The sequence below is a fragment of the Thiomicrolovo immobilis genome (genome assembly GCF_039645955.1).
Classification (GTDB): Bacteria; Campylobacterota; Campylobacteria; order Campylobacterales; family Sulfurimonadaceae; genus Thiomicrolovo; species Thiomicrolovo diazotrophicus.
Map to the genome: position 1 here is coordinate 1,467,178 of NZ_CP147916.1, position 24,509 is coordinate 1,491,686.

The window sequence follows — 24,509 nt, forward strand, 5'->3', positions numbered from 1 at the left end:
ATCAAACCGGTTAGGCTGACACTTCCCGACCGCTAATTTACGATCGCTTTGGCTCATCGAATTCATGATAACAACAGACTGGAAGAGCGCAGACACGCTCGCGCTCTTCTGGAAGATGAAAGAAAATAGATTTAATTTTTTGTCAAAACAGAGCCATCGATGCCTGATATACACCATGTCGCCCCTGTAGAATCCTGCATACAGGAAGCCGATCCACTGCCTGACGTCGGATCTTCGGCATACTGTATTTCGGTCGTCGTCGGATAGCGGGTCACGCCGTTCTCTACGACGCAGTAATCACCCATCATCCCCTGGATCATGAAACTTCCATCGGGCAGAACCCATGTCCATTCGATCATATCCAGTCTGGTCGGACAGACATATGTTTCTACCGTACTGCCATCAAACTTGATAGCGTCATATGGGTTGTTATAGTCGCTATTCAGAATCCAGATATTATCCTGAGCATCGATGTCCATCCAGAATGGATAGAAACCGGGAGCATTGGGGAAATAGCTTGCGTAGTCGAGCACGGCACCCGTGGGAATCTCGCAGTAACCGCTGCCGTCGGCGTTGTACATCAGCACTTCAAAGCTGCTGCACGTCGGACAGTTGTAGCCGTCCATTTGACAGGTCATCGGCACACAGACTCCGCCGTCAACCTTTTCACCTTCAGCGCAGAGAATATCCTCACAGCTCCCGCTTCCATCAGGGTTATACACAAGCAGCTGTGTATCGGTACATACTGGACAGTTGTAACCGTCCGCTTGGCAGGTCATCGGGACACACTGCCCGTCCACGAGTTTTTCCGAATCGGCACAGACGATGTCTTCACAATAGCCACTGCCGTCGGGATAATAGCGCAACACCTGGTTGACGGTACAGCTCGGACAGTTATAGGCATCCGCTTCACAGGTCAGCGGAACACAGGTATTGTTTACCAGTTTTTCACTCTCTGTACAGACAGCAACGGCAACACAGGTGCCATTGTCATCCATGTAATACCCCGAGGTACAATACGTCATCTCGCTCACGAGAACATCGGCCGCCCATACGCGTTCCAAGTATAATTCGCCATCTGTATTAAAGAACCGTTGCGTTCCGTCAAGCTTGCCATAACTGTAAGGCGTTTCGTTCAACGTGATGCCCGTTGAGGAGTACGTTTTGCTAAGCCCATGCTTCTGGCCGTCCGTGTACGGCGTCTCGGAAGCGAGCTGCGTCGTATAGTCGAAATAGACCTTCTCCACCCCATTCAGCTTGCCGGCAACATAGGGGCGCAAACCCCTTACCGTCGTGCCGTCTTCGCAGTATTCAGTCTCTATCCCCTCCTGCTGCCCTGCGACCCATGGCGTTTCGATATGCAGCATACGATTGTCATAGTAGCGCTTTTCCATCCCCTGAAGCAGACCGTTGTCATAGGGCCGTTCCAGTGAAAGGTTCCCGTCTGCCAGGTACCATTTTTCGACACCGTGACGCGTACCATCCGTATACGGCATCTCGTACTCCAGGATTTCCCCCGGATGGTAGGTCTTCAGCACACCGTCATTGCGTCCCGAAGCGTTATAGGGGTACTCAAAACGCAGTTCACCCGCCGTATAGAGATAACGTACATATGAGCCGTCTTCATGATAGACGATTTTCTCGGCCAAAAGACCGTTTTGATCATAGACCATGTACAGGCTGAGCTCACCTGCACTGTTGTAGATTTTTTGCTCCATGACGTGATTGTCGGCTGTATCATAAAGGGTCCACGTCGCCGGTTTGTAATCACTGTCAAAGCGCGGCGCCACCGTTTCGGACTGATAAATGGTCTCACTGTAGGTCGTCGCACCGTAGTAGGTCTGCGCCTGCATAATACCGTTTGAATAGGTAACAGCCCTGGTACCGCCATAATCTACCGTCCCATCCACAATGCCGTTAACGAACGGGATGGAAGCAGCCCGCCAATACTGAGTTCCCCAAGACGTGTAGCCGCAGATGCGCTGCACCGGTTCCATGAGTGTGCGCAGATCTTCGTTGACATACTCCAGACTGAATTGGCCCTCTTTGACTGTCACCGTTCCGTTCCACAACCCGTTTTGCAGCGTTCCATCCAGCAACAATGCGCCATTGCGCAGAAGCTGTACCGTCCCGTGCAGTGTACCGTTTTGGTAGTTGGCTGTGAACTCGTAGACATCCCCATTCGTATCCGTGCGTTTCGTATAGTAAACGCCGTTGCGTACACCGGCGGCATACTCCTCGATGTTCGTCGTATTGTTGTCATAGAGATCGAGCGTGTATTGACGCCCGTCCAGCTGACCGTTAAGCGTATTGTACTCTTCGGTCACGACACCGTTGATGGCAACAGTGCGCTGCACCAGGTTTCCGTTGTCCCATACGGCATCGGTAACTCTATCCGCATACACAAGATTATATTGTGAGCTTTCCGGAGCAAACACACTATCGACGCTGTGCCATGCACCGTGTTGCAGACCATTCAGATGATAGCCCCACTCGCTCTCTGTGAACCAGGGACCGTGTTCAACACCATTGGCATATGAGTACAGTGCACGGACGTTCTCCAAGGCATCAAAATAGATTTGCGCCCCGTCAGGCTCGCCGTTACTGAAACTCTCGACATGACTGATCCTGAAATCGTTTCCAAAATGCAGCGTCAGCCCGTTTGGAACATCGTTAATGTGTTGCTGCGATGTGATGAGTTTGTCATATTGATAGGAACATCTGTAAGCCCCGACATAAAAAGTATCCACATTATCTGCGTATGCCGGTGAGTCAACCAGTTCCGCTCTGTATTTAGGACAAAGCGTTGTATACGAAGCTGCGTTGAGAGAGATTTCGCCCTGATACTCCGCCGGAAGCGTCGCCATGGAAGGCAGTTCCCCCGCCGTCGGCAGCACGACATCCTTGACCGAGACCAGGATTTCCGTCTCGCCAGTCGCATTCTTGTCGTCCGTCACCACCAGTCTAACCGTATGATCCCCCGGGGCGAAGATGTAGTCGTAGCTCTTCGCCGTACTCTCGTTGATCAGGGTTCCGTTGTCATACCAACTGTATTTGACGATCTTGCCGTCGCTGTCAACGCTGTTCCATCCGGGCAGCGTCACCGTCTCGCCCGCCATGACCAGCTGGTTGGCACCGGCAATGGCGACCGGCGCGATGTTGGCCGGTACTGCCGTCTTGATATCGGTCACACTCACGTTTGCAGTCGCGTACTGACGACCGAAACTCTGACTCAGCTTCTGGCTGCCGCCGATAAAGTAGACCGTATAGTCACCCGGCTGGGTGAACTGGAGTTTCGCGATTTCCCGATTGTTGACATCGGGATAGGTGATATACACCCCCTCTTCGGGTAAGACTTTCCAGTCGACATACTTTTGTTCAAACGGGTTATTGATCCCGTCTTCGACAAGCCCGACCACTGTCACCTCGCCGTAATCAGAAGGCGTAGTGGCTTTCACGCCAAGCTTTGGTAACGAAAAAATGCCGTCATGGTACATCGACCAATTCTTCGTCCAGCCCATATGTAAGTATTCCATGGAATCCAAGCCCAATTCCGCTTTTAACGTGACATCCACCCCAAGCGTTGCGCCCAAATCCGTCAGGCGATAATCGGCAGATGCATTTTGGATGCTGCCCTCGGTAGCGATGGCCGCCTGGGCCCAAAGCGGCACGGCCACGCTGCCTTTAATGATTTTCCATGTCTTCGATTGTACACTCGGTATGATTTTGAAGGTGACATCCGCCTTGCCTTCAACGCTGATCGATGCCGTATAGGTGGGAGTGGGCTCCTCCTTGCTACCGATGGCTTCCCAGCTGTCATTCTCATAACGGAAACCCGATTTGATCGGGATGACATTGTTCATTTTGGTGGACGCCTTGATGGCCCCGGCAGCGTTTGCTGTCAGCTCCGCATCCAACCTGAGCGTAATCTCTTCTAGCACCGGTACGCCCGCCACTAAAAACACCCGAGTAAAGTTACGTTGCCACAGGGGGGCAACGCCGTCGTCAGTGGTACGGACACCTATGGTTTTTGCCGCTTCGAAGTTCAGCAGTACTTCGGTATCAAAGTGCACGTCACCTTCCAAATACATTTCGGCTTTATCGATCGAGAAGGTGCCTGTTTTTACAACCTGCGATGTCAGATGAGGGGCGAACTCCACTTTCATCCCTGCAGAGAGCACCCCATCTGGCGTCGAGAGGCTGGCATTGATTGTTCCAAAGCTGATCTCTTGACTCTTGGGTACGACATGGATCTCCAGTTCGACCGTTTCCGTTGCCGTTGCACAGGGGTCTGCAGCATTGTCACAGATCACTTCGTCCGCACGCAGTTCAAACGTGACCATATAAGGATCCTCGCTCACCATCTGGCTGGTAGCCAGCATCTTGAGCTCGGCGCTGATAAACGTGGGGTCTGTACCGTTTCTGGTCAGTGTCATTCCCAGGGTTGCAGGGTCAACGACCGTACCGCCATGTGTAACCTTCTCAATGCGGATACCGTTGAATTCATACTCCGGATCGGTTCGATTCGCAATAATCGTAGCAGTAAGGGTCTCTCCCTCGTTAACCGCAATCTGGTTTGTCGGCATCGTGACATTAAAGGCGCCAAATGAAGCGCTATACGCCACGGATCGTGCCGTAGCGGAAGCAGGCGTCGCATGAGACGTTACCGTTTGAGTCGCCTTGAAGCGCCCCGATGCCCAGGTCGTTTCCCGTGTATTTGAGGCGCCTTTGAATGCCGTAGTACGCTGCAATGTGCTGCTCATGACTGCCGGGACCTCAGCAGCGTCAAACAAGACGGTGTTTGAAATGAACTGCGTCTGTACAAAGATATCATCGACGCTGGCCTCGATCGTCTGCAACTCAATGGTCGTACCAGTTTTGCCGAGCCCCACAACCTTGCGGTAAAAGATATGCTCCAAATCTCCGACGATGACATCTCCATAGGCTGGATAAAGTGTCGTGTTCGTCTCGGTGAATGTGATGTTCGTATCGTTGACGACTACATTCACACCGTGAAGATCTGCGACCGGGATGATCTTGTAAGCTGATGAGACTGTCGTGCCAAATTCGAGGGTCGTGATCTGTTCCTCTTTGGAAATCACCGAGTTGCCGGCTTTGTCGATGGCTTTGATTTTGACATGGTAAAGCGTGTTGGGGAGCAGCCCATCTATATCGGCCTCCGCGACACCCGTGACTGTCTTTTTAAGCGAGGCTGTCGTAGGGGTAAAGCCTTCGGCGGTGTCCATGTGGACTTCATAGACAATCTCGTCGGCAGCCGTGCCGTCGTCGGTAGCCGGAAGCCAAAACAGCGTCACGCCGACCTGTGACGGCGAGTTCAACGAGACCAGAACCGGTGTTGACGGCGCCAGAGCATCCGCTGATGCTCCCGAGTTACTTCCGCCTCCTCCGCAGGCAGAAAACAGTAGTGCATAGATGACAAGTATTACACTTGTTAATGCATATTTCATTTTAATCCTTTCCAGTTGACGATAAAAGATAATTTTTTATCACACCGTTACTTCAACACAAGCCATAACAGTATTTTTTTTTGTTATAGGGACATAAAATATAAGAATATGTAACATTTGGTAATACTGACAAAGATTAGAAAATCTGTTCCTGCACGCATCTGAAGGCCTCTGTACACCGTCTTGCAGAGAGAATAGCGTTGTCGGGCTCAAGGGAGAAGTTGCTTTTTATTGGAAACCTTATTCTGCTTGACGCGTCACTCCGTATTGACCCCTTCACGCTTCAACGGGCTTCCAAGGCTTTTGCAGGTTCGATGAGATTCGTTCAAGCGAGGATGGCACCAAGGGGTCCGGCACACTTTAAAAGCGCACTAATGCCTATGCTCTATGCAAAAACGGTTCCGTACTATTACGGAAAACATCCACAGGGGCATGTGAACATACAAGACGAGTGGATCACGGTTCCAGATATGGAGAAGGTACGCAAAAAGCTTGCGGAGCGGGAAGCGGCAGCCCAGCAATAAACTTCGCGGCGCCCACTAAACAAATTAGCTTCGATACATCGAAGCGCATTCAATCAAATCAGGAATTGGCCTTGAGCGCTCTTTGTAAGCCATCCCGGAGGCATAAAGCCGGGAGGGATGAGCGATTCGCGAAAGGCCGCTTTTTGTGCTACTTTTTCTAAAAAAGTGGCAAAGAGATAGGCCCCTCATTCTTTTCTTTTTCATAAGAAAAGAACCAAAAGAAAATCGTCGTTGCGCGAATCGCACGCTGCTCCCGGCTTTGTGCCTCCGCAGCGGCTTTCAAGGCACGCTTAACGACAGGTCGCCTATTGATTTATGCGCTTCGATGGATCGAAGCTAGTAAAAGAAAGAGAGCTTCGACACGTCGAAGCGCATTCAATCAATTGAAGGTTGGCCTTGAGCGCTCTTTGTAAGCCATCCCGGAGGCATAAAGCCGGGAGGGATGAGCGATTCGCGAAAGGCCGCTTTTTGCGCTACTTTTTCTAAAAAAGTGGCATAAACATTCTTCTCTATCTTTTCTTTTTACAAAGAAAAGAACCAAAAGAAAATCGTCGTTGCGCGAATCGCTCGCTGCTCCCGGCTTTGGGCCTCCGCAGCGGCTTTCAAGGCACGCTTAACGACAGGTCGCCTATTGATTTATGCGCTTCGGGAACCGAAGCTAATCTGAGAGTATAAAGAGCCTGGTCGCAACAGAAGGTACGCATCAAATGAGCATACCCACTACTCCTCTTCATCAACCTCGTAATCGACAACATGCATCTCTTCTGTGTTGTCTTTTATGAAGTTAAGCACTTCCAGGCTCTCCGGTTCGACCTTGTACCACATCAGGTGCTCCTTCGTCTTAAAGGTCGCGTAGAGGCACAGGTCATACGAGTGCGCCCCGTGGTTAAAGTCCAGCCCCACCTGCATCGTCTGCAGCCACTCCACCTTTTCGGGCAGCCCTTCAAGCATCTCTTTGGCTTTGACCATGTTGGCCATCTTGCTCAGTTCGTGTTTGAACTTATACATTTCAACGTGTACTATCATCATTCACCTCGCTTAGAAAAAATCTGCTATCAACACAATGAACAGTCTGCATCATCCATTAGCTGCCGGCCGAGTTGCAAAATTTATACATGCAGGGGGTATTTCACCACAAAAACTCCCCTAAAATCACCCCTTGAATCTAATTTGCATAGCAGCGTAAAACAACCAAGGAGAAAGAATGGCACTAATGGCACTAACAGAGGAGAACTTTGAGAAGACAATCGCGGACAATGAAATCGTTATCATCGATTTCTGGGCAACATGGTGCGGCCCCTGCAAGCAGTACGGACCCATATTTGAACGCATCGCGGAGAACGTGACCGACATCACCTTCGCCAAGATCAACACGGACGAGCAGCAGCAACTCGCCGCGCAGTTCCAGATCCGCTCTATCCCGACAACGGTGGTCATGAAAGACGAAATTGTCGTGTTCCAGCAGGAGGGGGTTCTCTTCCACGAGAAGCTGCTGGATATCGCGGAAAAGGCGCAGGCGCTCGACATGGACATGGTCCGTGAAACAATTGCAAAGCAGGAAGCGGCCGCGCAGCAGTAAGCCTCGCCCCCTCCCCTCATATCAATTAGCTTCGACACGTCGAAGCGCATTAATAAAATAGACCCTTGGGCCTTGAGCGCGACCCATATAAGCCATCCCGGAGGCACAAAGCCGGGAGGGATGAGCGATTCGCGAAAGGCCGCTTTTTGTGCTACTTTTTCTAAAAAAGTGGCAAAGAACTATTATCTTCATTCTTTTCTTTTTCATAAGAAAAGAACCAAAAGAAAATCGTCGTTGCGCGAATCGCTCACCCTATCTCGGCTTTATGCCTTCAGGGCGGCTTTCAAGGCACGCTTAACGACCCTGAGCCTATCGATCAATGCGCTTCGGGAACCGAAGCTAGTATTAGTAAAAAGAGCTTTGTCGCGACAAAGTGCCTTCATTCAAATAGAAATCTGTTTTCAGAACGCACTGTCGAAGGGAGGCGAGACCATCCGTTCGACATTGACCGACATATACAGCAGTTCCACGGGGTCGCCGAATTGCGTGTAAATGGCGACGTCGGCGGCATCCCGTCCGAAGGCGATCGCGATGCGCCCACCCCACAAGTCGTTTTGTGTCGGGTCGAACGTGTACCACCGGCCGCCTACATAGGCTTCGAACCAGGCGTGAAGGTCCATCGGTTCGAGGCTCTCCAGGTAGCCGACAACCATGCGCGCTGGTATTGACAGCGCCCGGCAGCAGGCGATGCCCAGGTGGGCCATGTCGCGGCATACGCCGAAGCCTGCCTGGTTGAGCTCGGAGGCGCTGATGATCTGCTGCCCCATGCCCGGCGCATACCGGACCGTATGGCGGATATACTCGACGATGGCCGCGCACTGGTCGTAACCGGCAGCCCGGCCCGCCGTGATCGACCTGGCCATTTCCGTAAAACGGTCCGATTCGCAGTAGCGGCTGGGGTAGAGATAGGGCAGCGTCTCGTCCGGCAGCTGCTGCACTTCGACAAAAGGAGCACCCGGGGCCGTATCGTAGGCCTCCGCGGTTTCAATGTCGACGGAGGTGTGAACGGTAAAGTAGCCCGACGCTGCGACCAGCCGCTGGCAGAGGTTGCCGAACATATCCGTAAACTCCATCACCGGCACATTGGGCGACAGAACGTAGTGTTCGCTGGCAACCCACTGCTGCCATCCGCTCCGGGGGCGCAGCATCAGCAGAAAAGGCGTCGGAACCGGAATGGAGAATTCAAGGGAGCAAGATGCGTGTAACCACATGACAATCCTTCACAATGTGACAAGTGGCGTTGCACCCCTATCCCACCGGTTATTCATTATAACGTGTCACATTACATGCGAGACACATTTAAAAGTAAGTGAGTGGAGTCGCTTATGAATTCATATGGTCATCTCTCGGAAAAGGGCAGCCCGACAAGAAACCTCTATGCCCCTCCCCCATATTAGCTTCGACCCGTCGAAGCGCATCAAATCAAGTATTGGCCTTGAGCGTTCCTTGAAAGCCACCCTGAAGGCATAAAGCCGAGAAAGGGTGAGCGATTTGCGAAAGGCCGATTTTTGCGCTACTTTTTCTAAAAAAGTGGCAAAGAAACAATCCCCTCATTCTTTTCTTTTTATCAAGAAAAGAACCAAAAGAAAATCGTCGTTGCGCGAATCGCACGCTGCTCCCGGCTTTATGCCTCCGCAGCGGCTTTCATGGCACGCTTAACGACACATCGCCTATCGATCAATGCGCTTCGATGGATCGAAGCTAGTAAAAGGAAGACAGCTTCGACACGTCGAAGCGCGTTCAATTAAATTGGAGGTTGGCCTTGAGCGCTCCTTGAAAGCCACCCTGAAGGCATAAAGCCGAGAAAGGGTGAGCGATTCGCGAAAGGCCGCTTTTTGCGCTACTTTTTCTAAAAAAGTGGCATGAATATAAACTGACTTCTAATCGTTTTGCGATTCCAGAACTGAAGCTCATTGAGGGGGACGCAATCCCATTGAATCTTTTAATATGCTAGACTTCCGCCATGTCAACACAACTCGAAAGCAAGACCGAACTCGCCACCAGCGAACCAAAAATGTTCGCCGTCTTTATGCTCAATGACGACTATACGACCTGGGAGTTCTGCATCAAGATCATCAATACGGTGTTTCACAAAACCATCGCGGAAGCAGACGCGATCACCCATGACATCCACACCAAGGGCAAGGGACTGTGCGGCATCTACACCTACGAGATCGCAGAGACAAAGGCTTTCATGGTTCGGGAGCAGGCCCGCAAAGAGGGCTTCCCTATGCGCTGCTCGGTTGAAGAGCAGTAAGACTTCCTCATAACTTCCATCGTCAACATATGCCTTTTTTGTTAACCACTATGGAATAAAAAAAGCATCGCATACGCTCATGGAAATCTCGATCGAAATGCTCATGTTCCTATTTGCCGCATCCATCGTCGCCGGCACGATGGACACGATGGTCGGGGGCGGCGGGCTCATTACCCTGCCCTCGCTGATGCTCACGGGCCTGTCGCCCATCAACGCGCTGGGCACGAACAAGCTGCAGGGGTGCATCGGCACGGGGACGGCCACCTTTCTGCTGCTCAAGCGATCCAAAATAAGGTGGCGGCACATTAGGCCCCTCTTTATTGCCGCCTTTGTCGGTTCGGTCATAGGCACCGTAGCCGTGCAGTTTATCAGCCAGCACTCTTTGTCGCTGGTCATCCCCGTCGTGCTCGTGCTGATCATCGGCTATTTTCTGCTCTACAATCCCAGCAAAGCAAAAAATTTCAGCATCAAGGTAGGTGCGAAAAAGTTCACCTGGCTCGTCATTCCCGGCATCGGTTTTTACGACGGCATGTTCGGCCCCGGGACGGGCTCCTTCTTCAGCTTTGCGAACGTGCTGCTGCGGCGCGCGAAACTGGTGGCAGCAACCGCCACGGCCAAGCCGCTCAACTTTGCCACCAACGTTTCGTCCCTCTTGGTCTTCATCCTCTTCGGCAACGTCGTCTGGCACGTGGGACTGATTATGATGCTGGGCCAGGCCATCGGCGCCTGGCTGGGGGTGCATTTGCTTTACAAGATCAACCCGCAGTACCTGCGCGCCTTCGTCATCGCCGTCTGTCTGCTGATGCTCGCTAAGTACATCGCTTCCTCTTGATGTTCTGACCCTCACTGGCAGCATTACTTTCAAACCCTTTCGTTCCCCATTGTCACTTTTTGCTACAATCAGTGAAGGAGTAAAAAACATTGTCGTCCGGATGCAATACCCCTCCGGATTAATCGCAGCATATCTGCATTAGCAAGCAAGGAGAGCGCGATGGAACATGTTCAAGAAGTTTTGAAAACCTCCCTGGAGGAGCTTGAAAGGGTGCTGAGCACCAAAACGGTCGTCGGGGAGCCCTTCGTCATCGAAGGCAACACCCTCATCCCCCTTATCAGCATCGGGTTCGGGTTCGGTGCCGGCGGCAACATCAGCGGCAAAAAAAGCGGTGACGGACAGGGCGCCGGCACGGGCGGCGGTGGCGGCATCCGGCCGGTGGCCCTCGTCATCATCAACAAGGAGGGCGTCAGGGTCGAACCCATCAAGAGCGGGATGGCCGGCGTCTTCGAACACCTCGGCGACACCCTCGCCAAGGCGATGAAGGAGAAAGAGGACGACGACGAGTAGCAGCTGAACCATGCTAGTAGTTCTCTATCTCATCGCCTTTCTGCTCCTGTTCCTGCTCGCGTTGCTCGCCACTCCCGTCGAGCTGAGCCTGCAGCTGGAAAAGGAGGAGACCTTCGACTACAAGGCCCGGCTGCACTGGTTTTTCGGGCTTGTGCCCATAGACCTTACCGGGCTCGCGAAAAAAGCGGCAACGGTGAAAAAAGCGAAACGGAAAAAGCGCAAAGCGCACGCCTCGAAGTTCCCGGGCGGGAGTGTATCGCCCCAGCGCGTCACCAGGCTTCTGCGGGGGCTGCGTCGCAGCATTCAGGTCAGGGAGTTCAGCCTTCACGGCCGCATCGGGCTGGGCGACCCGGCCTGCACCGGGATGCTGATGGGCATGCTGCAGCCCCTCCTGTTGAGCGCGCGGCAGATGAACCTCGTCGCGGATTACGAGGAGGCCGTCTTCGAAGGGCGCTTCAGCGCAAGGGTCCGCCTTGTCCCCCTGCGGATCTTCGGCGTTTTGCTGCGCTTTTTCTTTGCAGGAGGACGCTAGGATGATCACTGCGGCAGTGTGACCGTCCGCGACACCGACAGACGAAAGGAGAACCCAATGCCCGCAGAACGCACCGCTTCATCGCACCCCCTCTACCTCTGCGCCCCCGTCAACGCCCTTGTGGAGGGGATCTACGAGGAGAACATCCCCCTGGCCGAGATCAAACGCCACGGCGACTTCGGCCTGGGCACCTTCGACGACCTGGACGGGGAGATGGTGATGCTGGACGGCGACGTCTACCAGATCACCGCCGACGGGGAGGCCCACCGCGTCGCCGACGCCAAACACACCCCCTTTGCCGTCGTCACCTTTTTCGAACCGACCTTTACGGTGACTTTCGAAGATGCGATGGATTACGGCACCTTCCTCTCGCGTCTCGACGCCCTGCTCCCCTCGCCCAACCTCTTCTACGCCCTCCGCATCCGCGGCCGCTTCGACCTGGTCCGGGCGCGCTCCGTCCCCAAGCAGCACAACTACCGGCCACTCAGCGAAGCGGCCGCCGAACAGCACGAATTCCGCTTTGAGAACGCGGAGGGGTGCCTCGCCGGCTTCTACACGCCCGCGTTCATGGCCTCGCTCAACGTCCCCGGCCTGCACCTGCACTTTCTTACACAGGATCGCCGCCACGGCGGCCACCTGCTGGAGTGCCACACCCGCGGCGTTACCGTCGAGGTGCAGATACTCCACACCCTCGAACTCTCCCTCCCCATGACGCACGACTACCTGACCCGCGATTTCAGGCGCGACACGGCCGCAGACCTCGAGGCGGCGGAGAAGTAGCACCCGGGAGAGATGCGATTTTCTGCTGTATTGACCGTAACCATCCCTCCGACCGCACTGGACAAATATAGAGCATCCTGCAGTGACGCAGCATGCGGAGTCCCGGAGAAACGGCCTTTTAACAGCCACTTTTCTTAAAATACAAAGAGTATAATATTCCACAAATATTTTTAAGGAAACTAATGACCCTCCGCACCGCCGCGCCCCTCCTCCCTTCCGAAAAGCACGCCCAATGAACAATGAAATCCGCATCGACGAACGCTACGTCTCCTTTGCGAACATCGACTGCTTCGAGAACGCCTGCCTCGTCATCGACCGCCTGCTGTATGTGACCGGGCAGGCCGAGCACGTCAACCTCTACTGGAAAAAGATCATCCCGACGATCCCCCAGGCCTACTACGACCGCGACCCGAAAGCCGACGAGAAAGAGGCCCTGCTCTACCTTGTCTGCTCCAACGTCTTCTACCTCGAAGAGCTCTTTGAGAACGAAGAGGACGAGGAGGGGCTCAATGCCCTGAAGCGCGCCGAACTGGAGTGCTGCTAAGCGGCGGCCCCGCCCTCTCCTCGACGCAGGCTACACAAGAGTTACTCCCTCAGCTCCCCTCTTGACTATCGCAGATATTTGCAATATACTTGTGTACTCAAATATATTGCAAGGATATTTCATGGCTACGAAACTGGAATGGCTCTTCGCCTTCTCCTCCGCGCATGCGAAACTCTTCAAGCAGGTCGACCGGGCGCTGAGCGTCCACGGCATCAGCTTTTCGGAATTTTACATCCTGCACCGGCTCCACAATGCGCCCGGACGGGCTATGCGGCGCATCGACCTGGCCGAAGAGGTCGGGATGAGCGCCTCGGGGATCACCCGGGCGCTGAACCCGCTGGAGAAGCTGGGGCTGGTGCGCAAAGAGAAAAACCCCAGGGACGCGCGGGTGAGCCTCGTCAAGCTCTCCGACACCGGGGTACAGCAGTCCACCGACGCCCTGGCAACGGTGCAGTCAACCCTCGACACCCTGTTCTCGCCGCTGGAAACGGGCGATATCGACGCCTGCATGGCGATCGCGGCAAAACTAAACTAAGGAGAGCACTATGCTGGACCCGGCAAAAAAACACCCCATGGTGATGCCCGACGGCACCGCCGTCCCGCAGGTCGTCCACCTGAGGGCGGTCATCGACCACCCCCGCATCGAGGTGGGTGAATTCAGCTACTACCACAATTTTGAAACGTTGGAGGATTACGCGGGCTATCTCGCCCCCTACCTCTTCCCCCTCAGCCTCGACAGGCTCATCATCGGCAAGTTCGTCCAGATCGCCCACGGGGTGCGCTTTATCACGAGCTCGGCCAACCACGCCATGGGCGGGTTCTCCACCTACCCCTTCGACAACTTCACGATGAACGCGGAGACGACGGGCGCGGACATTGTCGCCATGTTCGAAAAGTCCGGCAATCGCGGCGACACCGTCGTCGGCAACGACGTCTGGATCGGTCTGGGAGCCACGATCATGCCGGGGGTGACCATCGGCGACGGCGCCATCATTGGCAGCCATGCCGTTGTCGCTGCAGACGTGGCGCCCTACACCGTCGTGGCGGGCAACCCGGCACGCCCCGTCCGCAAACGCTTCGACGACGAGGTCACGGCGACGCTCCTTGCCATCCGCTGGTGGGAGTGGCCGACAGCGAAGATCGAAAAGCACATCGACGTCATTACCGGCGGCGACATCGACGCGCTGAAAGCCCTAGCTTAGAGCAGCGGCGCACGGAAAAAGCTATTTTACAGAAGTAACCATCTTCTCAAAGTCGCCGAACTTTTCCAGTGCACCTTCCGCCTCAGACCACTTGCGCACGTTTTCAAGATCAAAAGCGTTTTGCTGTGCTACCCAGACCGCCTGCTGTAAGGACTGCTCATCCTTCCAGTGATAATATGCCGCCAGCCTGTCTTTGATGCAATCCGTCGGGGTCAGCAGGCGCAAAACGCCGGCATCGGTATCGAGTTCCGCAATCTCTTCCACCGGGGCATCGCCTACACCGAGAGGCCCGGAGGGAAATTCGATGAAAAAATGGCTGTCAGGATGAACGAAATAGCGTTCCTTCTCACTGAAACCGAGCGCCTCCATTACCCTCTTGATCTTCTTGAACTGTTCGTTATAGCGGTTGATCAGGTCAATATCATACGAAGTATATTCGCCCCGGCTGTAGATCTCGACACAGGAACCGCCGGAGAGCACGACGGGAATATCCACTGCTTCCAATGCTTCACACAGGAATCCCGCAAGTTCCGGCATGCTCATCGTAGCTATCGTTTTCACAGCGGTTTCTCCGGGCGGCGGGGGCGCTTGCGCTGCATCACCAACCTCTCCCGCAATTCGGGTCGGTAATAGGTACGGGCCTTTTCAAGTAAGCCCGTCAGTTCCGGCAAAAAGGCGTATCGCGGGTTAAAGAAATAGACCCTTGTCCGCCCGGACATCTTGCTCAGCAGTACCCCGCCCTCTTCCAGGTTGGCAAGCTGCTGCTGGACGGAGGTCAGCGTCACGTCGAGATAACGGGAAATCTCCCTGGCGTACCCCTCATCGAAAGCCAACAGGTACTGTAAAACCATTTCGCGGCTTCTCGTTCCAAAAAGTGCCTCCAGCATACGGGCTCCTTTGATTTATAATATTGTTTATTTGATACAATAATTATATCATATAACACAACTATTAGTTCATAAGGAAATCGACACCACTATTAATGCGCTGAAGCGCTGCAGCCGGGAGAGCTTCTAATCCTTCTGCCGTTTCTCCTGCAGTTCCCGCCGGAACTTCTCCTGCGCCTCTTTTGCTCTCTCGCGCTCCGCGTCACGCTGCCGTAGCCGCTCTTTGAAAACCGCTTCCTGCTTTTTCTGCTCGGCGGTCAGCTCCTTTTTCGGAGCGGGCTTCTCCTCCTCTTCGTAAGGGACGATAACGCCGACGCTGACGGCGAAGGCCAGGCTGCCATAGAGCAGGAAAGCCACTGCAAATACGCTCTTTTTCATACGCTGATCCTTTTGACTCTATGCACCCACGCATAGTAAAAACATTTTAGCCAACATCTTTTCATACACAAGCTTCGACACGTCGAAGCGCATTCAATCAAATTGAAAGTTGGCCTTGAGCGCTCCTTGTAAGCCATCCCGGAGGCACAAAGCCGGGAGGGATGAGCGATTCGTGAAAGGCCGCTTTTTGCGCTACTTTTTCTAAAAAAGTGGCAAAGAAATACTCTTCTCTATCTTTTCTTTTTACAAAGAAAAGAAACAAAAGAAAATCGTCGTTGCGCGAAGCGCACGCTTAACGACAAGTCGCCTATTGATCAATGCGCTTCGATGAATCGAAGCTAGTAGAAGGAAGAGAGCTTCGACACGTCGAAGCGCATCAATAAAATAGACCCTTGGGTCTTGAGCGCGATCCTTATAAGCCATCCCGGAGGCACAAAGCCGGGAGGGATGAGCGATTCGCGAAAGGCCGATTTTTATGCTACTTTTTCTAAAAAAGTGGCAAAGAGACTACTGTTCAATTGTCAGTCTAAATAATGAGAGGAATAGATCATATCTTCGTCTTCAGCCACGCGCGCCTGCGGAAGATTTTCCAGAAGATAAACCCCTTGATGAAGGTCTCCAGCGTCATGATGATGTAGACGGCAATGATGCCGAAGCCCAGTTTCATGGCGATGTAGGAGGGAATGACCCGCAGCAGCCAGAGCGCGGCGATGTTGATCTTCAGCGGCGTGCGGGTGTCCCCCGCGCCGCGCAGGACGTTGCTGAGCACGAAAAGCACGGCCAGCGGCACCTGGGAGAGGCCGACGAGGCGCAGGTAGAGCGACGCCTGCTGTACGGTCGCGGGATCGTGGGTGAACATCCGCACAAAGAGCTCCGGCCAGATGACCATGACAAGCCCGAATACTCCCATGAATGTCGCGGCGACTTTGAGGCTGTAAAGCCCTCCCTCGTAGGCCTCCTCGGGGCGCTTCGCCCCCAGCTGCTGCCCGACGATGGCCATCGCCGCGACGGCGAAGCCGAAGCCCGGCATAAAGGCGAGTCCCTCCACGCGCAGCCCCACCTGGTAGCCCGCCAGGGCCGCCGTGCCATAGGAGGCGATGACCCAGATGAAGAGCAGGAAGGAGCTGACGGTGATGAGGCGCTCCAGCGCCGCGTGGCTGCCGACCTTGACGGCGCGCTTCAGGTCCGGCAGGTTCCACAGCGGCAGAAAATGCAGCCGCGCGTCGCGGCGCCGCAGCAGCAATAGGTAGAGCACGATGTTGAGGCCGTAGGAGGCCACCGTCGCATAGGCCGCCCCGGCGACGCCCATCGCGGGCAGTCCCCAGTGGCCGAAGATGAGCAGGTAGTCCAGCAGGGCGTTGACCCCGGCGGAGGCGAGCTTGATGTACAAAGAGCTCTTCGTATCGCCCGCCGCGCTGAGCTGGTTGTAAAAGAGCGCGTCGAGGAAGATGAGAGGGAAGCCGATAGAGAGCGCGCCGAAATAGACGCCGCCGTAGTGCACGACGTCCTCCCCCGTGCCCAGCAGGCGGTAAAACTCGTCGGCAAAGAGGGTGCCCGCCGCGGTAAAGGGGAGCGAGAGCAGCAACGCAAAAGCGCCCAGGGTAAAGAGCAGCGCATTGGCCCTTTTGCGGCGCCGCGCACCGATGAGCCGCGCCGTCACGGCGTTGCCCCCGACGACGTAAAGGGTGATGACGACGTTGACGACCATGATGAACTGCATGCTCGTCCCGACCGCCGCCAGGGCGGAGACGCTCAGCAGTCCTACCATCAGCATGTCGACGAGGATCTGCAGGACGTCGAGGAGGTGTTTGAAAGCCGCGGGCAGCGCCAGCCGCAGCACCTCGCGCAGGCGCGCGTTTGGCCGCAGAGACGTCAATATGGAGCGGGACGGTTGGTTCATTAATAGTTGCTTCCTGCCTGCACCCGCCATCGGTGCGGCAATGGTTAAGATGGTGTTAACGCGGCGGGAGGGCCGAGACGTGCAGGACGACGGAGCGCCTGCTGGAGCGTCTGTTCTCGATGACGCTGCCGCCGTGGGGGAAAAGCGGGTGCCAGATAAGGGCGTCGCCGCTGCGGAAGGCGAACGCCTCCTCGCTCAGACCGGCCGCTTCGTACTGCCGCTTCAGCGTCTCCTGGTACCGGCGCCATGCGTCGGGATCCTGTGGCGGCATTGTATCGAAACGTTCGTAGAATCGGTGCGGCAGCCCGTAGCGCTCCGCCGCGACCCGGTGGGCGCCTTTGACCCCCGTCAGCGTGCCGTTCTGCGGCGTCGTGTCTTCCAGGGCGATCCAGATCCTGAAATAGGGTTCCCCAGGCATCACGTGAAAGACGGGGATGTCCCGGTGCAGCGGCTGCTGGCTCCCCTGCAAAAAGGTGATCGAAGTCCGCAGCGACGGCCCCAGGCCGAACAGCAGCTCCTGCAATTTTACAATGGTGCGCTCCGCGAAGAGGGCATTGATCTCGGGAATTTCATCGTGCAGACCGATCAGGCGCGGGTAGGTGCCGTCGGCTTTTTTGTTCGCCGCCAGGGCTTTGACGTTGGCAACTGTCCAGTCGTCCAGCGCGTCGTTGACCTTCTCGACCGTGTTGTCGCCGATTGCTCCCCTGTAGAGGTAGCAGCCGTCCGCGTTGAACTGGTCGACTATGGCCCTCTCCTCCCCGGAGAGACCGAGGTAGCGGGGATGCTTTCGGTAGTTTTCATACTCGAACCAATGTTTTTCCGTCGGCATCGGCCCTACTTTCACTGCACTGCTCCCCTCTCCATTGTCACGCTTTTTAGACGATAAAGCAATTTCTGTTCGACCCCGCGTCAAAAGAGCGTCGGCTGCCGCAGCTGCCGGTAGAGCTCCAGCACGCCCGGAAGCCTTACCGCCCTGCCCAGCCGCCCCGCTTCCCAGTAGGAGGGTTTCAGCAGTTCATCAAAGAGCAGCTGCTTCTCCAGCGGGTCGACGTAGTTCACCATCTTAACATCATCGGGCCTGCCGCCCCGCAGACGGGTCACGAAGAGCTGACGCGCGACCAGTTCGCGTTCGCGCTGGGTGTAGACGGCATCGATGACGTCGCGGTAGGTGTTGTAGTCGCTGCCCGGGAGGCGGCTGCGGTTGTTCAGCATGGAGAGGTAGTGCTTCAGCTCCGGGGCGCGGAGCATGGCGACGAGCGTATCGGGAAGCAGCGGTTCGGGTGCCTTGTAAAGCCCCAGGCCCCTTTCGCCGTAGAGCAGTATGCCCACATGCTCGAAGCGGTTGCCGAAGGTCTGCAGGTACTTAGGCAGGAACCGCTCGTCGAGGGCGACGTAGACGTGGTTGCTGAAACGGGAATAGCCGTCAAGCTGGCGGTAGAGGCGGTCGAGGTTGTCCTTGTCGCTCTTGATCTCGACGGCAACGAGCGTTTCGTTTTCCGAGAGAGCGTAGAGGTCCGGACGGACACTTACATTCCACTGCGTAAACTCGTGGATGATGGTTGTCCCCTCCCCGTAGCGTTCGCGCAGGAAGGTTTCGGCAGCCTCGCGCAATTCGGCCTCGTTCGACGCCGGGGCGGGCCGCAGCTTGCGGTACTTGGCGAGGAAGCTTTTGTGGTCCCGGTCGCGGCGCTGGCGCGGGGTCATCTCCGCGTAGGCCTGCCGGACATAGCCTTCGTCGTCGCCCCCGCTGCAGTAGTCGCACAACTGCTTGCGGCGCCGTGTCAGGCGGCGGGGGATGAAGGGGTTGTCGCGCTGCTCTTCGAGCAGGGCTTCGTCGGCGGTGATGGCATTGAGAAGCGCGAGGACTTCATTGGCGTTGACGGCATCCATGGCGCGATTATAGCGCGTAGCCGGGCGCGGCGGCGAAAAGATGGCAGCAGCGACTATGTGACGGCTGCCGTGCGGTGCCGTTCAGAGCTTCGCGAGCCCGGTTCTCTGCAGCACTTTCAGCACACCGATGACGGCCATCACCGCCAGAATCTCCCACTGCCAGTAGGCGATCGCCTTCTGCGCCATGACGAAGTGGACCGTTACCAGCAGCAGGGCGACGTAGATGAGCCGGTGATATCTGTAAAACCTGGCGAAGAGCTTCGGCAGGGAGGTGACGGCCATGAAAAGCAAAATGGCGAAGGCGCTCACCCCGAGATAGACGAAAGGCCGCTTCAGCGTCTCGTCAAAGGCGGCGGCGGGATCGAGTTCCATGTCGAGGATGAGGAAGTTGGAAAAGTGCAGCAGGGCGTAGAAGAAGGCGAAGAGCCCCACCATGCGCCGGTAGCGCAGCAGCCGGATCTTCTTCCGCACCAGGGAGATCGTCGTCGCCGCGTAGAGCAGTGTCAAAGCGCTGTAGCCGGTCACACTGTAGATGGCCTTGACGGGGTCTTCCGCCCCGCCGGCGAAGAGACGGTAGAGCAGGAAGAGCAGCGGGGAGAGACAGAGGAGGAAAAGGAGCGTTCTTTTCAAAACTGTTTCCTCAGGTCCATTCCTTTGTAGAGGTGGGCAACCTCTTTCCCGTAGCCGTTAAACATCAGTGTGGGCTGTTTGAAGAAGTGCCCCAGCACCCGTTCGCGCGCCTGGGACCAGCGGGGATGGTCGACGCCGGGGTTGACGTTGGCATAGAAGCCGAATTCGCGGGGGGCGTAGACGTTCCAGGTGTTTCGCGGCTGCGTGTCGGTAAAGGTGATCCTCACGACCGACTTGATGCTTTTGAAGCCGTACTTCCACGGCACGACGAGGCGGATCGGCGCGCCGTTCTGCGGCGGGAGGGTGTGGCCGTAGAGGCCGACGGCCATCAGGGTCAGCGGGTGCATCGCCTCGTCCATGCGCAGCCCCTCGACATAGGGGTAGTCCAGGGTCGCCAGGAGGCCGCGGTCCTGGTCGGGGAACTGCTCGGGGTCGTACAATGTCTCGAAACGGACGTACTTCGCCGAGGAGAGGGGCTTGGCCATGGCAATGAGCCTGGAGAGTTCGAACCCGATCCACGGCACGACCATCGACCACCCCTCCACGCAGCGGAAACGGTAGATCCGCTCCTCCAGAGGCATTTGCTTCATCAGCTTCCAGACGTCCAGCTCGAGCGGCTGCTCGACCATCCCGTCAATGGTCAGCTTCCACGGCGCGCTTTTGAAGCGCTTCGAGAGGGGCTTGACCCCCTCCTTGCTCGTCGTGAACTCGTAGAAGTTGTTGTAAGAGGTGATCTGCTCGTAGGTGTTGAGCTCGAGTCCTCCCGCGTTGGGGTCTTTGGCATAGTCGAGGTTTGCGGCGGGCAGCTGCTCTTTCGCGGCCAGTTCCAGCACCGCCGCCGTGCTCACCAGGGTCGCCGCCCCCAGCTTCAGAAACTTCCGGCGTGCGTCGAAGAGCGCCTCGTCGGTCACGTCGGCTTCGCGCAGCGGCCGGTTTTCATATCGTGTGCGTTGCATCGTCGCTCCTTTTCGGGCGCTTTTGCCTTTTCTAACACTATACGCCCGGCGCATAAATAGTTCAAAAACGGCCGCTACAGATGCTACAATGGCGCAAACATCTTCGGAGAGAGCATGACGGAACTGCGCTATCTTGCCCACTACCCCGAGACGCTCCAGGCACAGGTGCGCCGCCTCATCGAGGGCGGGAAGCTCGGCGATTTTCTGCTGCAGAAGTACCCCGAGGCGCACGCCCTCTCCACCGACAGCGCGCTCTACGACTACGCCGACGCCATGCGCAGTACACACATGCGCAACTCCCAGCCCCTGCACAAGGTCGTCTATGACACGAAGATCAGTGTCATCGACGACGCCCTGGGGATGCACACCCGCATCTCGAAGGTGCACGGCGGACGGGTGCGCTCCCGGCGGGAGATCCGCATCGCCTCCCTTTTTAAAAAGGTCCCCGAACCCTTTTTGCAGATGATCGTCGCCCACGAACTGGCCCACCTCAAAGAGCGCGATCACAACAAGGCCTTTTACAGCCTCTGCGAGCACATGGCCCCCGGCTACCACCAGCTGGAGTTCGACCTGCGCCTCTACCTGACCTACATGGAACGCTTCGGGAAACTCTACTGACCGCCGCCACATTACAAATGTGATACCGGAATATGTTCAATCCTGCAACCCTGCGGTAATGGCAGTGTAATACTGCTTCCCTACCATCTGCGGAATTTTCACATTCCGGAGTCTCACATGATCGGTCACCTCTATCCCCTTCTCCTCTCCACCGTTACGGCGGCGCTCCTGCTGAGCGCCTGCGGCGAGAGCGGCAACAGCAGCGCGGACAACGTCGCCGCCGTCCCCGACGCCGGTACGCTGCTGCCCTACAGTGTCCTGATGGACAACCTCGCAGACGGCGCGAACCCCGGCGAGACCTTCGGGATCCGCAACGGCGGCTTCGGGTCGGCGGCCGCCGCCGACCCGACAAACAAAAACCGCTTCTACGCCATGACCGACCGGGGTCCCAACGCCACCTACAGCGGCGCCGAAGGCAAGGGCAAGATCTTCCCGACGCCGGATTACACCCCGCGCATCGGTCTTTTCGAGGTCGGCGCGGACGGCAACGTCACGATGGTCAAGGAGATCCTCTTCAAAGACACCGCGGGGCAGCCGATCTCCGGCCTCCCCAACAGCGCGGCGCTCGGCGGCACGGGCGAGATCCCCTACGATACCGACGGTAACGCCATCCGGGATGAAAACGGCAGCATCAAAACCGACGACTTCGGCCTGGACAGCGAAGGGCTCGCCGTCATGGAAGACGGCACCTACTGGGTCAGCGACGAATACGGTCCACACATGGTCCACTTCGACAAGAACGGCAAAGAGATCGGGCGCATCAACCCCTTTGCCGGCGACAGCCGCAACACTTACACGCTGCCCGCGGAGTTCGGCCGCCGCTGGGCCAACCGCGGCATGGAGGGGCTGACGGTCACGCCGGACCAGAAGAGCCTCGTCGGGATCATGCAGTCCACCCTGGACAACCCCAGCAGCGCCGTGCGCGGCACACTGACGCGCATCGTGACCGTCAGCCTCGAAGACGGCACGGTCAAACAGTACCTCTACAAGCAGGAGAAAGCGAAAAACTCCAACTCCGAGATCACCGCACTCAGCAACGACGTCTTCCTCGTCATCGAGCGCGACGGCAGCTTCTACAAAGATACGACGGCGGGACAGAAGCACGTCTACAAGATCAAGCTCACCACCGGCACGGAACTCGAAAGCATCGCCCCCGACGCCAACCTGACGCAGGACGCCGACGGCGGTCTGCTGCTCGACGGACAGACCCTCGAAGAGGTTGCGATCCAGGCGGACGGCTGGGAAACGCTGGCGGCCAAGGGGATCGTCCCGGTCCAGAAAGAGCTCGTCGTCGACATGATCAAAGCGGTCCAGTACCCGCATGACAAAATGGAGGGGCTGATCGTCTTCGACGAGCACACCCTCGGCATCGTCAACGACGACGACTTCGCCATGTGGGCAACCGGCGGGGTGCTGGAGCAGAAATACCTCGATGCGGCCAAGACGAAAATAGACGGCAACACCCTCTATGTCGTCCATGACCTGGAGCTGAGCGGCATGACCCTGCACAAACTCGCTTCTTATAACACCGGCAAGGAGGGGGGCAGCGAGATCTCGGCCTATGACAGCGCCTCCAAGCGGCTCTTCATCACCAACGGCGCGGACAACAGGCTCGACATCGTCAGCGTCGCCGACGTTGCCGCTCCGGCGCTGGTCACCTCCGTCGACCTCTCCGCCTACGGTGCGGGCGTGCAGAGCGTGAGCACCAAGAAGGGCAAGGTCGCCGTCGCCGTCGGCAGTGCCGACAAAGTCGGCACGGTAGGCAAAGTCCTCCTCTTCGACACCGACGGCGGTTTCCTCGCCCAGACGCGCGTCGGCTACCTGCCGGACATGGTCACCTTTACCGGGGACGGCAAAAAGATCCTCGTCGCCAACGAAGGCGAACCCGATGCCTCCGGCGGCAGCTACGTGGACGCCAAGGGCTCCGTCGGCCTCATCACCGTCGCCCAGACGACGGCGGCGGATGATGCCACCGGCTACGCCGAGGCTGATTTCAGCGCGGCGGCGTTGAGCGCAGCGGCGGACGGCACACCGGTCCGCCTGGGCGGTACGCCGAAAAACGACAAGGCGTTCGATATCGAACCCGAGTACATCACCGTCAGCGGCAGCGACGCCTACGTCACCCTGCAGGAGAACAACGCGGTGGCGAAGGTCGACATCTCCGGTGCGACGCCGACGCTCACCTGGGTCAAATCCCTCGGGGCCAAAAGCTACGAACCCGGCAGCGGCAATACGATCGATATCGAGGAGGAAGGCAACATCACGATGAAATCCTACCCGGGACTCTTCGGCCTCTATATGCCCGACACCATCGCATCGTACAGCGTCGGCGGGGAGACCTACTTCGTCACCGCCAACGAAGGCGACGGCCGCGAATGGTGCAACGGTGACGAGAGCTACTGTTTCGTCGACGAGGAGAAGATCAAGAAGCTCAGCCTCGACCCGGCGATCGCCGACGCCTACGCGGATGAGAACGATCTGAAAGTCGTCACCGACATGGGCGACAGCGACGGCGACAATGTTTACGAAAAGCTCTATGCGTACGGCGCGCGCAGCTTCAGTATCTGGAACAGCAGCGGCGACCTCGTCTTCGACAGCGGGGACGCCATCTCCAAAAAGATCGCCGAGATCGAACCGGCGCTCTTCAACCAGGACGACGGCGAGATGGACGGCCGCAGCGGCAACAAGGGCGGCGAGCCCGAAGCGCTGGCCCTGGGGTCCATCGGCGGCAAAACCTACGCCTTCGTCGGCCTGGAGCGTCAGAGCGCCATCCTCATCTACGACATCAGCGACCCGATGCAGCCCGTGTACGTCGATTATGTCGTCACCCATACCGAGGGGGACGTCAGTCCCGAAGGGATGCTCTTCGTGCCGGCAAACCAGTCGCCCAACGGCAAAAACCTGCTGATCGTTTCCAACGAGGTCAGCGGATCGACCGTCCTCTACGAAATCACGCAGTAACCCCGCGGAGGCCCGATCTCCCCGGGTCTCCGGACTCCCCCCCAGCCGTCCCGTTTTTCCC

At 56.7% G+C, this 24,509-nt stretch carries 22 protein-coding genes; 11 read left to right on the forward strand and 11 right to left on the reverse strand.

Annotated elements, in window-relative coordinates; all coding sequences use genetic code 11:
• Positions 1-131: 131 nt before the first annotated feature.
• Positions 132-5,468: a PKD domain-containing protein gene (locus WCX72_RS07575; protein ID WP_345969225.1), complete on the reverse strand. Its 5,337-nt coding sequence runs from the start codon at positions 5,466-5,468 to the stop codon at positions 132-134.
• Positions 5,469-6,712: 1,244 nt separating this feature from the next.
• Positions 6,713-7,021 carry a Dabb family protein gene (locus WCX72_RS07580; RefSeq protein ID WP_345969226.1) on the reverse strand — a complete coding sequence of 103 codons (309 nt, stop codon included), beginning with the start codon at positions 7,019-7,021 and terminating at the stop codon, positions 6,713-6,715.
• 175 nt (positions 7,022-7,196) lie between these two features.
• Here WCX72_RS07580 and trxA point away from each other — a divergent pair, with 175 nt between their 5' ends.
• Positions 7,197-7,571, forward strand: coding sequence for a thioredoxin (gene trxA / locus WCX72_RS07585; protein WP_231018312.1), 375 nt, complete (start codon positions 7,197-7,199; stop codon positions 7,569-7,571).
• Between the two features lie 401 nt (positions 7,572-7,972).
• Here the strand turns inward: trxA and WCX72_RS07590 are convergent, their stop codons facing one another.
• Positions 7,973-8,782 carry a transglutaminase family protein gene (locus WCX72_RS07590; RefSeq protein WP_345969227.1) on the reverse strand — a complete coding sequence of 270 codons (810 nt, stop codon included), beginning with the start codon at positions 8,780-8,782 and terminating at the stop codon, positions 7,973-7,975.
• Between the two features lie 752 nt (positions 8,783-9,534).
• Here WCX72_RS07590 and WCX72_RS07595 point away from each other — a divergent pair.
• The 8 genes from WCX72_RS07595 (at position 9,535) to WCX72_RS07630 (ending at position 14,228) form a co-directional block, all read left to right on the forward strand.
• Positions 9,535-9,828: an ATP-dependent Clp protease adaptor ClpS gene (locus tag WCX72_RS07595; RefSeq protein WP_345969228.1), complete on the forward strand. Its 294-nt coding sequence runs from the start codon at positions 9,535-9,537 to the stop codon at positions 9,826-9,828.
• A gap of 79 nt (positions 9,829-9,907) precedes the next feature.
• Positions 9,908-10,660, forward strand: a complete 753-nt coding sequence (locus WCX72_RS07600) for a TSUP family transporter (RefSeq protein WP_231018318.1) — start codon at positions 9,908-9,910, stop codon at positions 10,658-10,660.
• 159 nt (positions 10,661-10,819) lie between these two features.
• Positions 10,820-11,170 (forward strand): spore germination protein GerW family protein, encoded by a 351-nt coding sequence (locus WCX72_RS07605; protein WP_231018320.1) that lies wholly within the window; start codon positions 10,820-10,822, stop codon positions 11,168-11,170.
• A gap of 10 nt (positions 11,171-11,180) precedes the next feature.
• Positions 11,181-11,702, forward strand: coding sequence for a hypothetical protein (locus WCX72_RS07610; protein WP_345969229.1), 522 nt, complete (start codon positions 11,181-11,183; stop codon positions 11,700-11,702).
• A 57-nt stretch (positions 11,703-11,759) separates the two neighbouring features.
• Positions 11,760-12,482, forward strand: a complete 723-nt coding sequence (gene budA, locus WCX72_RS07615) for an acetolactate decarboxylase (RefSeq protein WP_345969230.1) — start codon at positions 11,760-11,762, stop codon at positions 12,480-12,482.
• A 232-nt stretch (positions 12,483-12,714) separates the two neighbouring features.
• A complete protein-coding gene (gene cowN, locus WCX72_RS07620) occupies positions 12,715-13,026 on the forward strand; it encodes a N(2)-fixation sustaining protein CowN (protein ID WP_231018324.1) in 312 nt (103 codons plus the stop codon).
• Between the two features lie 121 nt (positions 13,027-13,147).
• Positions 13,148-13,561 (forward strand): MarR family transcriptional regulator, encoded by a 414-nt coding sequence (locus tag WCX72_RS07625; protein ID WP_345969231.1) that lies wholly within the window; start codon positions 13,148-13,150, stop codon positions 13,559-13,561.
• A gap of 10 nt (positions 13,562-13,571) precedes the next feature.
• Positions 13,572-14,228: a CatB-related O-acetyltransferase gene (locus tag WCX72_RS07630; RefSeq protein WP_345969232.1), complete on the forward strand. Its 657-nt coding sequence runs from the start codon at positions 13,572-13,574 to the stop codon at positions 14,226-14,228.
• Positions 14,229-14,249: 21 nt separating this feature from the next.
• Here the strand turns inward: WCX72_RS07630 and WCX72_RS07635 are convergent, their stop codons facing one another.
• The 8 genes from WCX72_RS07635 to msrP all read right to left on the reverse strand — a co-directional run bounded on the left by WCX72_RS07635 (position 14,250) and on the right by msrP (position 20,869).
• Complete coding sequence (locus WCX72_RS07635; RefSeq protein WP_345969233.1) at positions 14,250-14,771, reverse strand: hypothetical protein; 522 nt, start codon at positions 14,769-14,771, stop codon at positions 14,250-14,252.
• 14 nt (positions 14,772-14,785) lie between these two features.
• Positions 14,786-15,115 (reverse strand): winged helix-turn-helix domain-containing protein, encoded by a 330-nt coding sequence (locus WCX72_RS07640; RefSeq protein WP_345969234.1) that lies wholly within the window; start codon positions 15,113-15,115, stop codon positions 14,786-14,788.
• Between the two features lie 126 nt (positions 15,116-15,241).
• Positions 15,242-15,493, reverse strand: a complete 252-nt coding sequence (locus tag WCX72_RS07645) for a hypothetical protein (protein ID WP_345969235.1) — start codon at positions 15,491-15,493, stop codon at positions 15,242-15,244.
• A 547-nt stretch (positions 15,494-16,040) separates the two neighbouring features.
• The gene (locus WCX72_RS07650; RefSeq protein WP_345969236.1) at positions 16,041-17,393 is read right to left on the reverse strand and encodes an MATE family efflux transporter; all 1,353 of its coding nucleotides are present in this window, start codon (positions 17,391-17,393) and stop codon (positions 16,041-16,043) included.
• Positions 17,394-17,448: 55 nt separating this feature from the next.
• Positions 17,449-18,237 carry a phytanoyl-CoA dioxygenase family protein gene (locus WCX72_RS07655; protein WP_231018337.1) on the reverse strand — a complete coding sequence of 263 codons (789 nt, stop codon included), beginning with the start codon at positions 18,235-18,237 and terminating at the stop codon, positions 17,449-17,451.
• Between the two features lie 65 nt (positions 18,238-18,302).
• Positions 18,303-19,283 carry a sce7726 family protein gene (locus WCX72_RS07660; protein WP_345969237.1) on the reverse strand — a complete coding sequence of 327 codons (981 nt, stop codon included), beginning with the start codon at positions 19,281-19,283 and terminating at the stop codon, positions 18,303-18,305.
• Between the two features lie 81 nt (positions 19,284-19,364).
• A complete protein-coding gene (locus WCX72_RS07665) occupies positions 19,365-19,913 on the reverse strand; it encodes a ferric reductase-like transmembrane domain-containing protein (RefSeq protein ID WP_345969238.1) in 549 nt (182 codons plus the stop codon).
• A complete protein-coding gene (gene msrP / locus WCX72_RS07670; protein ID WP_345969239.1) occupies positions 19,910-20,869 on the reverse strand; it encodes a protein-methionine-sulfoxide reductase catalytic subunit MsrP in 960 nt (319 codons plus the stop codon). The genes WCX72_RS07665 and msrP overlap by 4 nt, the downstream gene beginning before the upstream one ends.
• Positions 20,870-20,983: 114 nt before the next feature.
• Between msrP and WCX72_RS07675 the strand changes: the two genes are divergently transcribed.
• Entirely contained in the window at positions 20,984-21,487 is a 504-nt protein-coding gene (locus WCX72_RS07675; protein ID WP_345969240.1) for a YgjP-like metallopeptidase domain-containing protein, read from the forward strand.
• A gap of 117 nt (positions 21,488-21,604) precedes the next feature.
• Positions 21,605-24,448, forward strand: a complete 2,844-nt coding sequence (locus tag WCX72_RS07680) for a choice-of-anchor I family protein (RefSeq protein ID WP_345969241.1) — start codon at positions 21,605-21,607, stop codon at positions 24,446-24,448.
• The last annotated feature ends 61 nt before the right edge of the window (positions 24,449-24,509 follow it).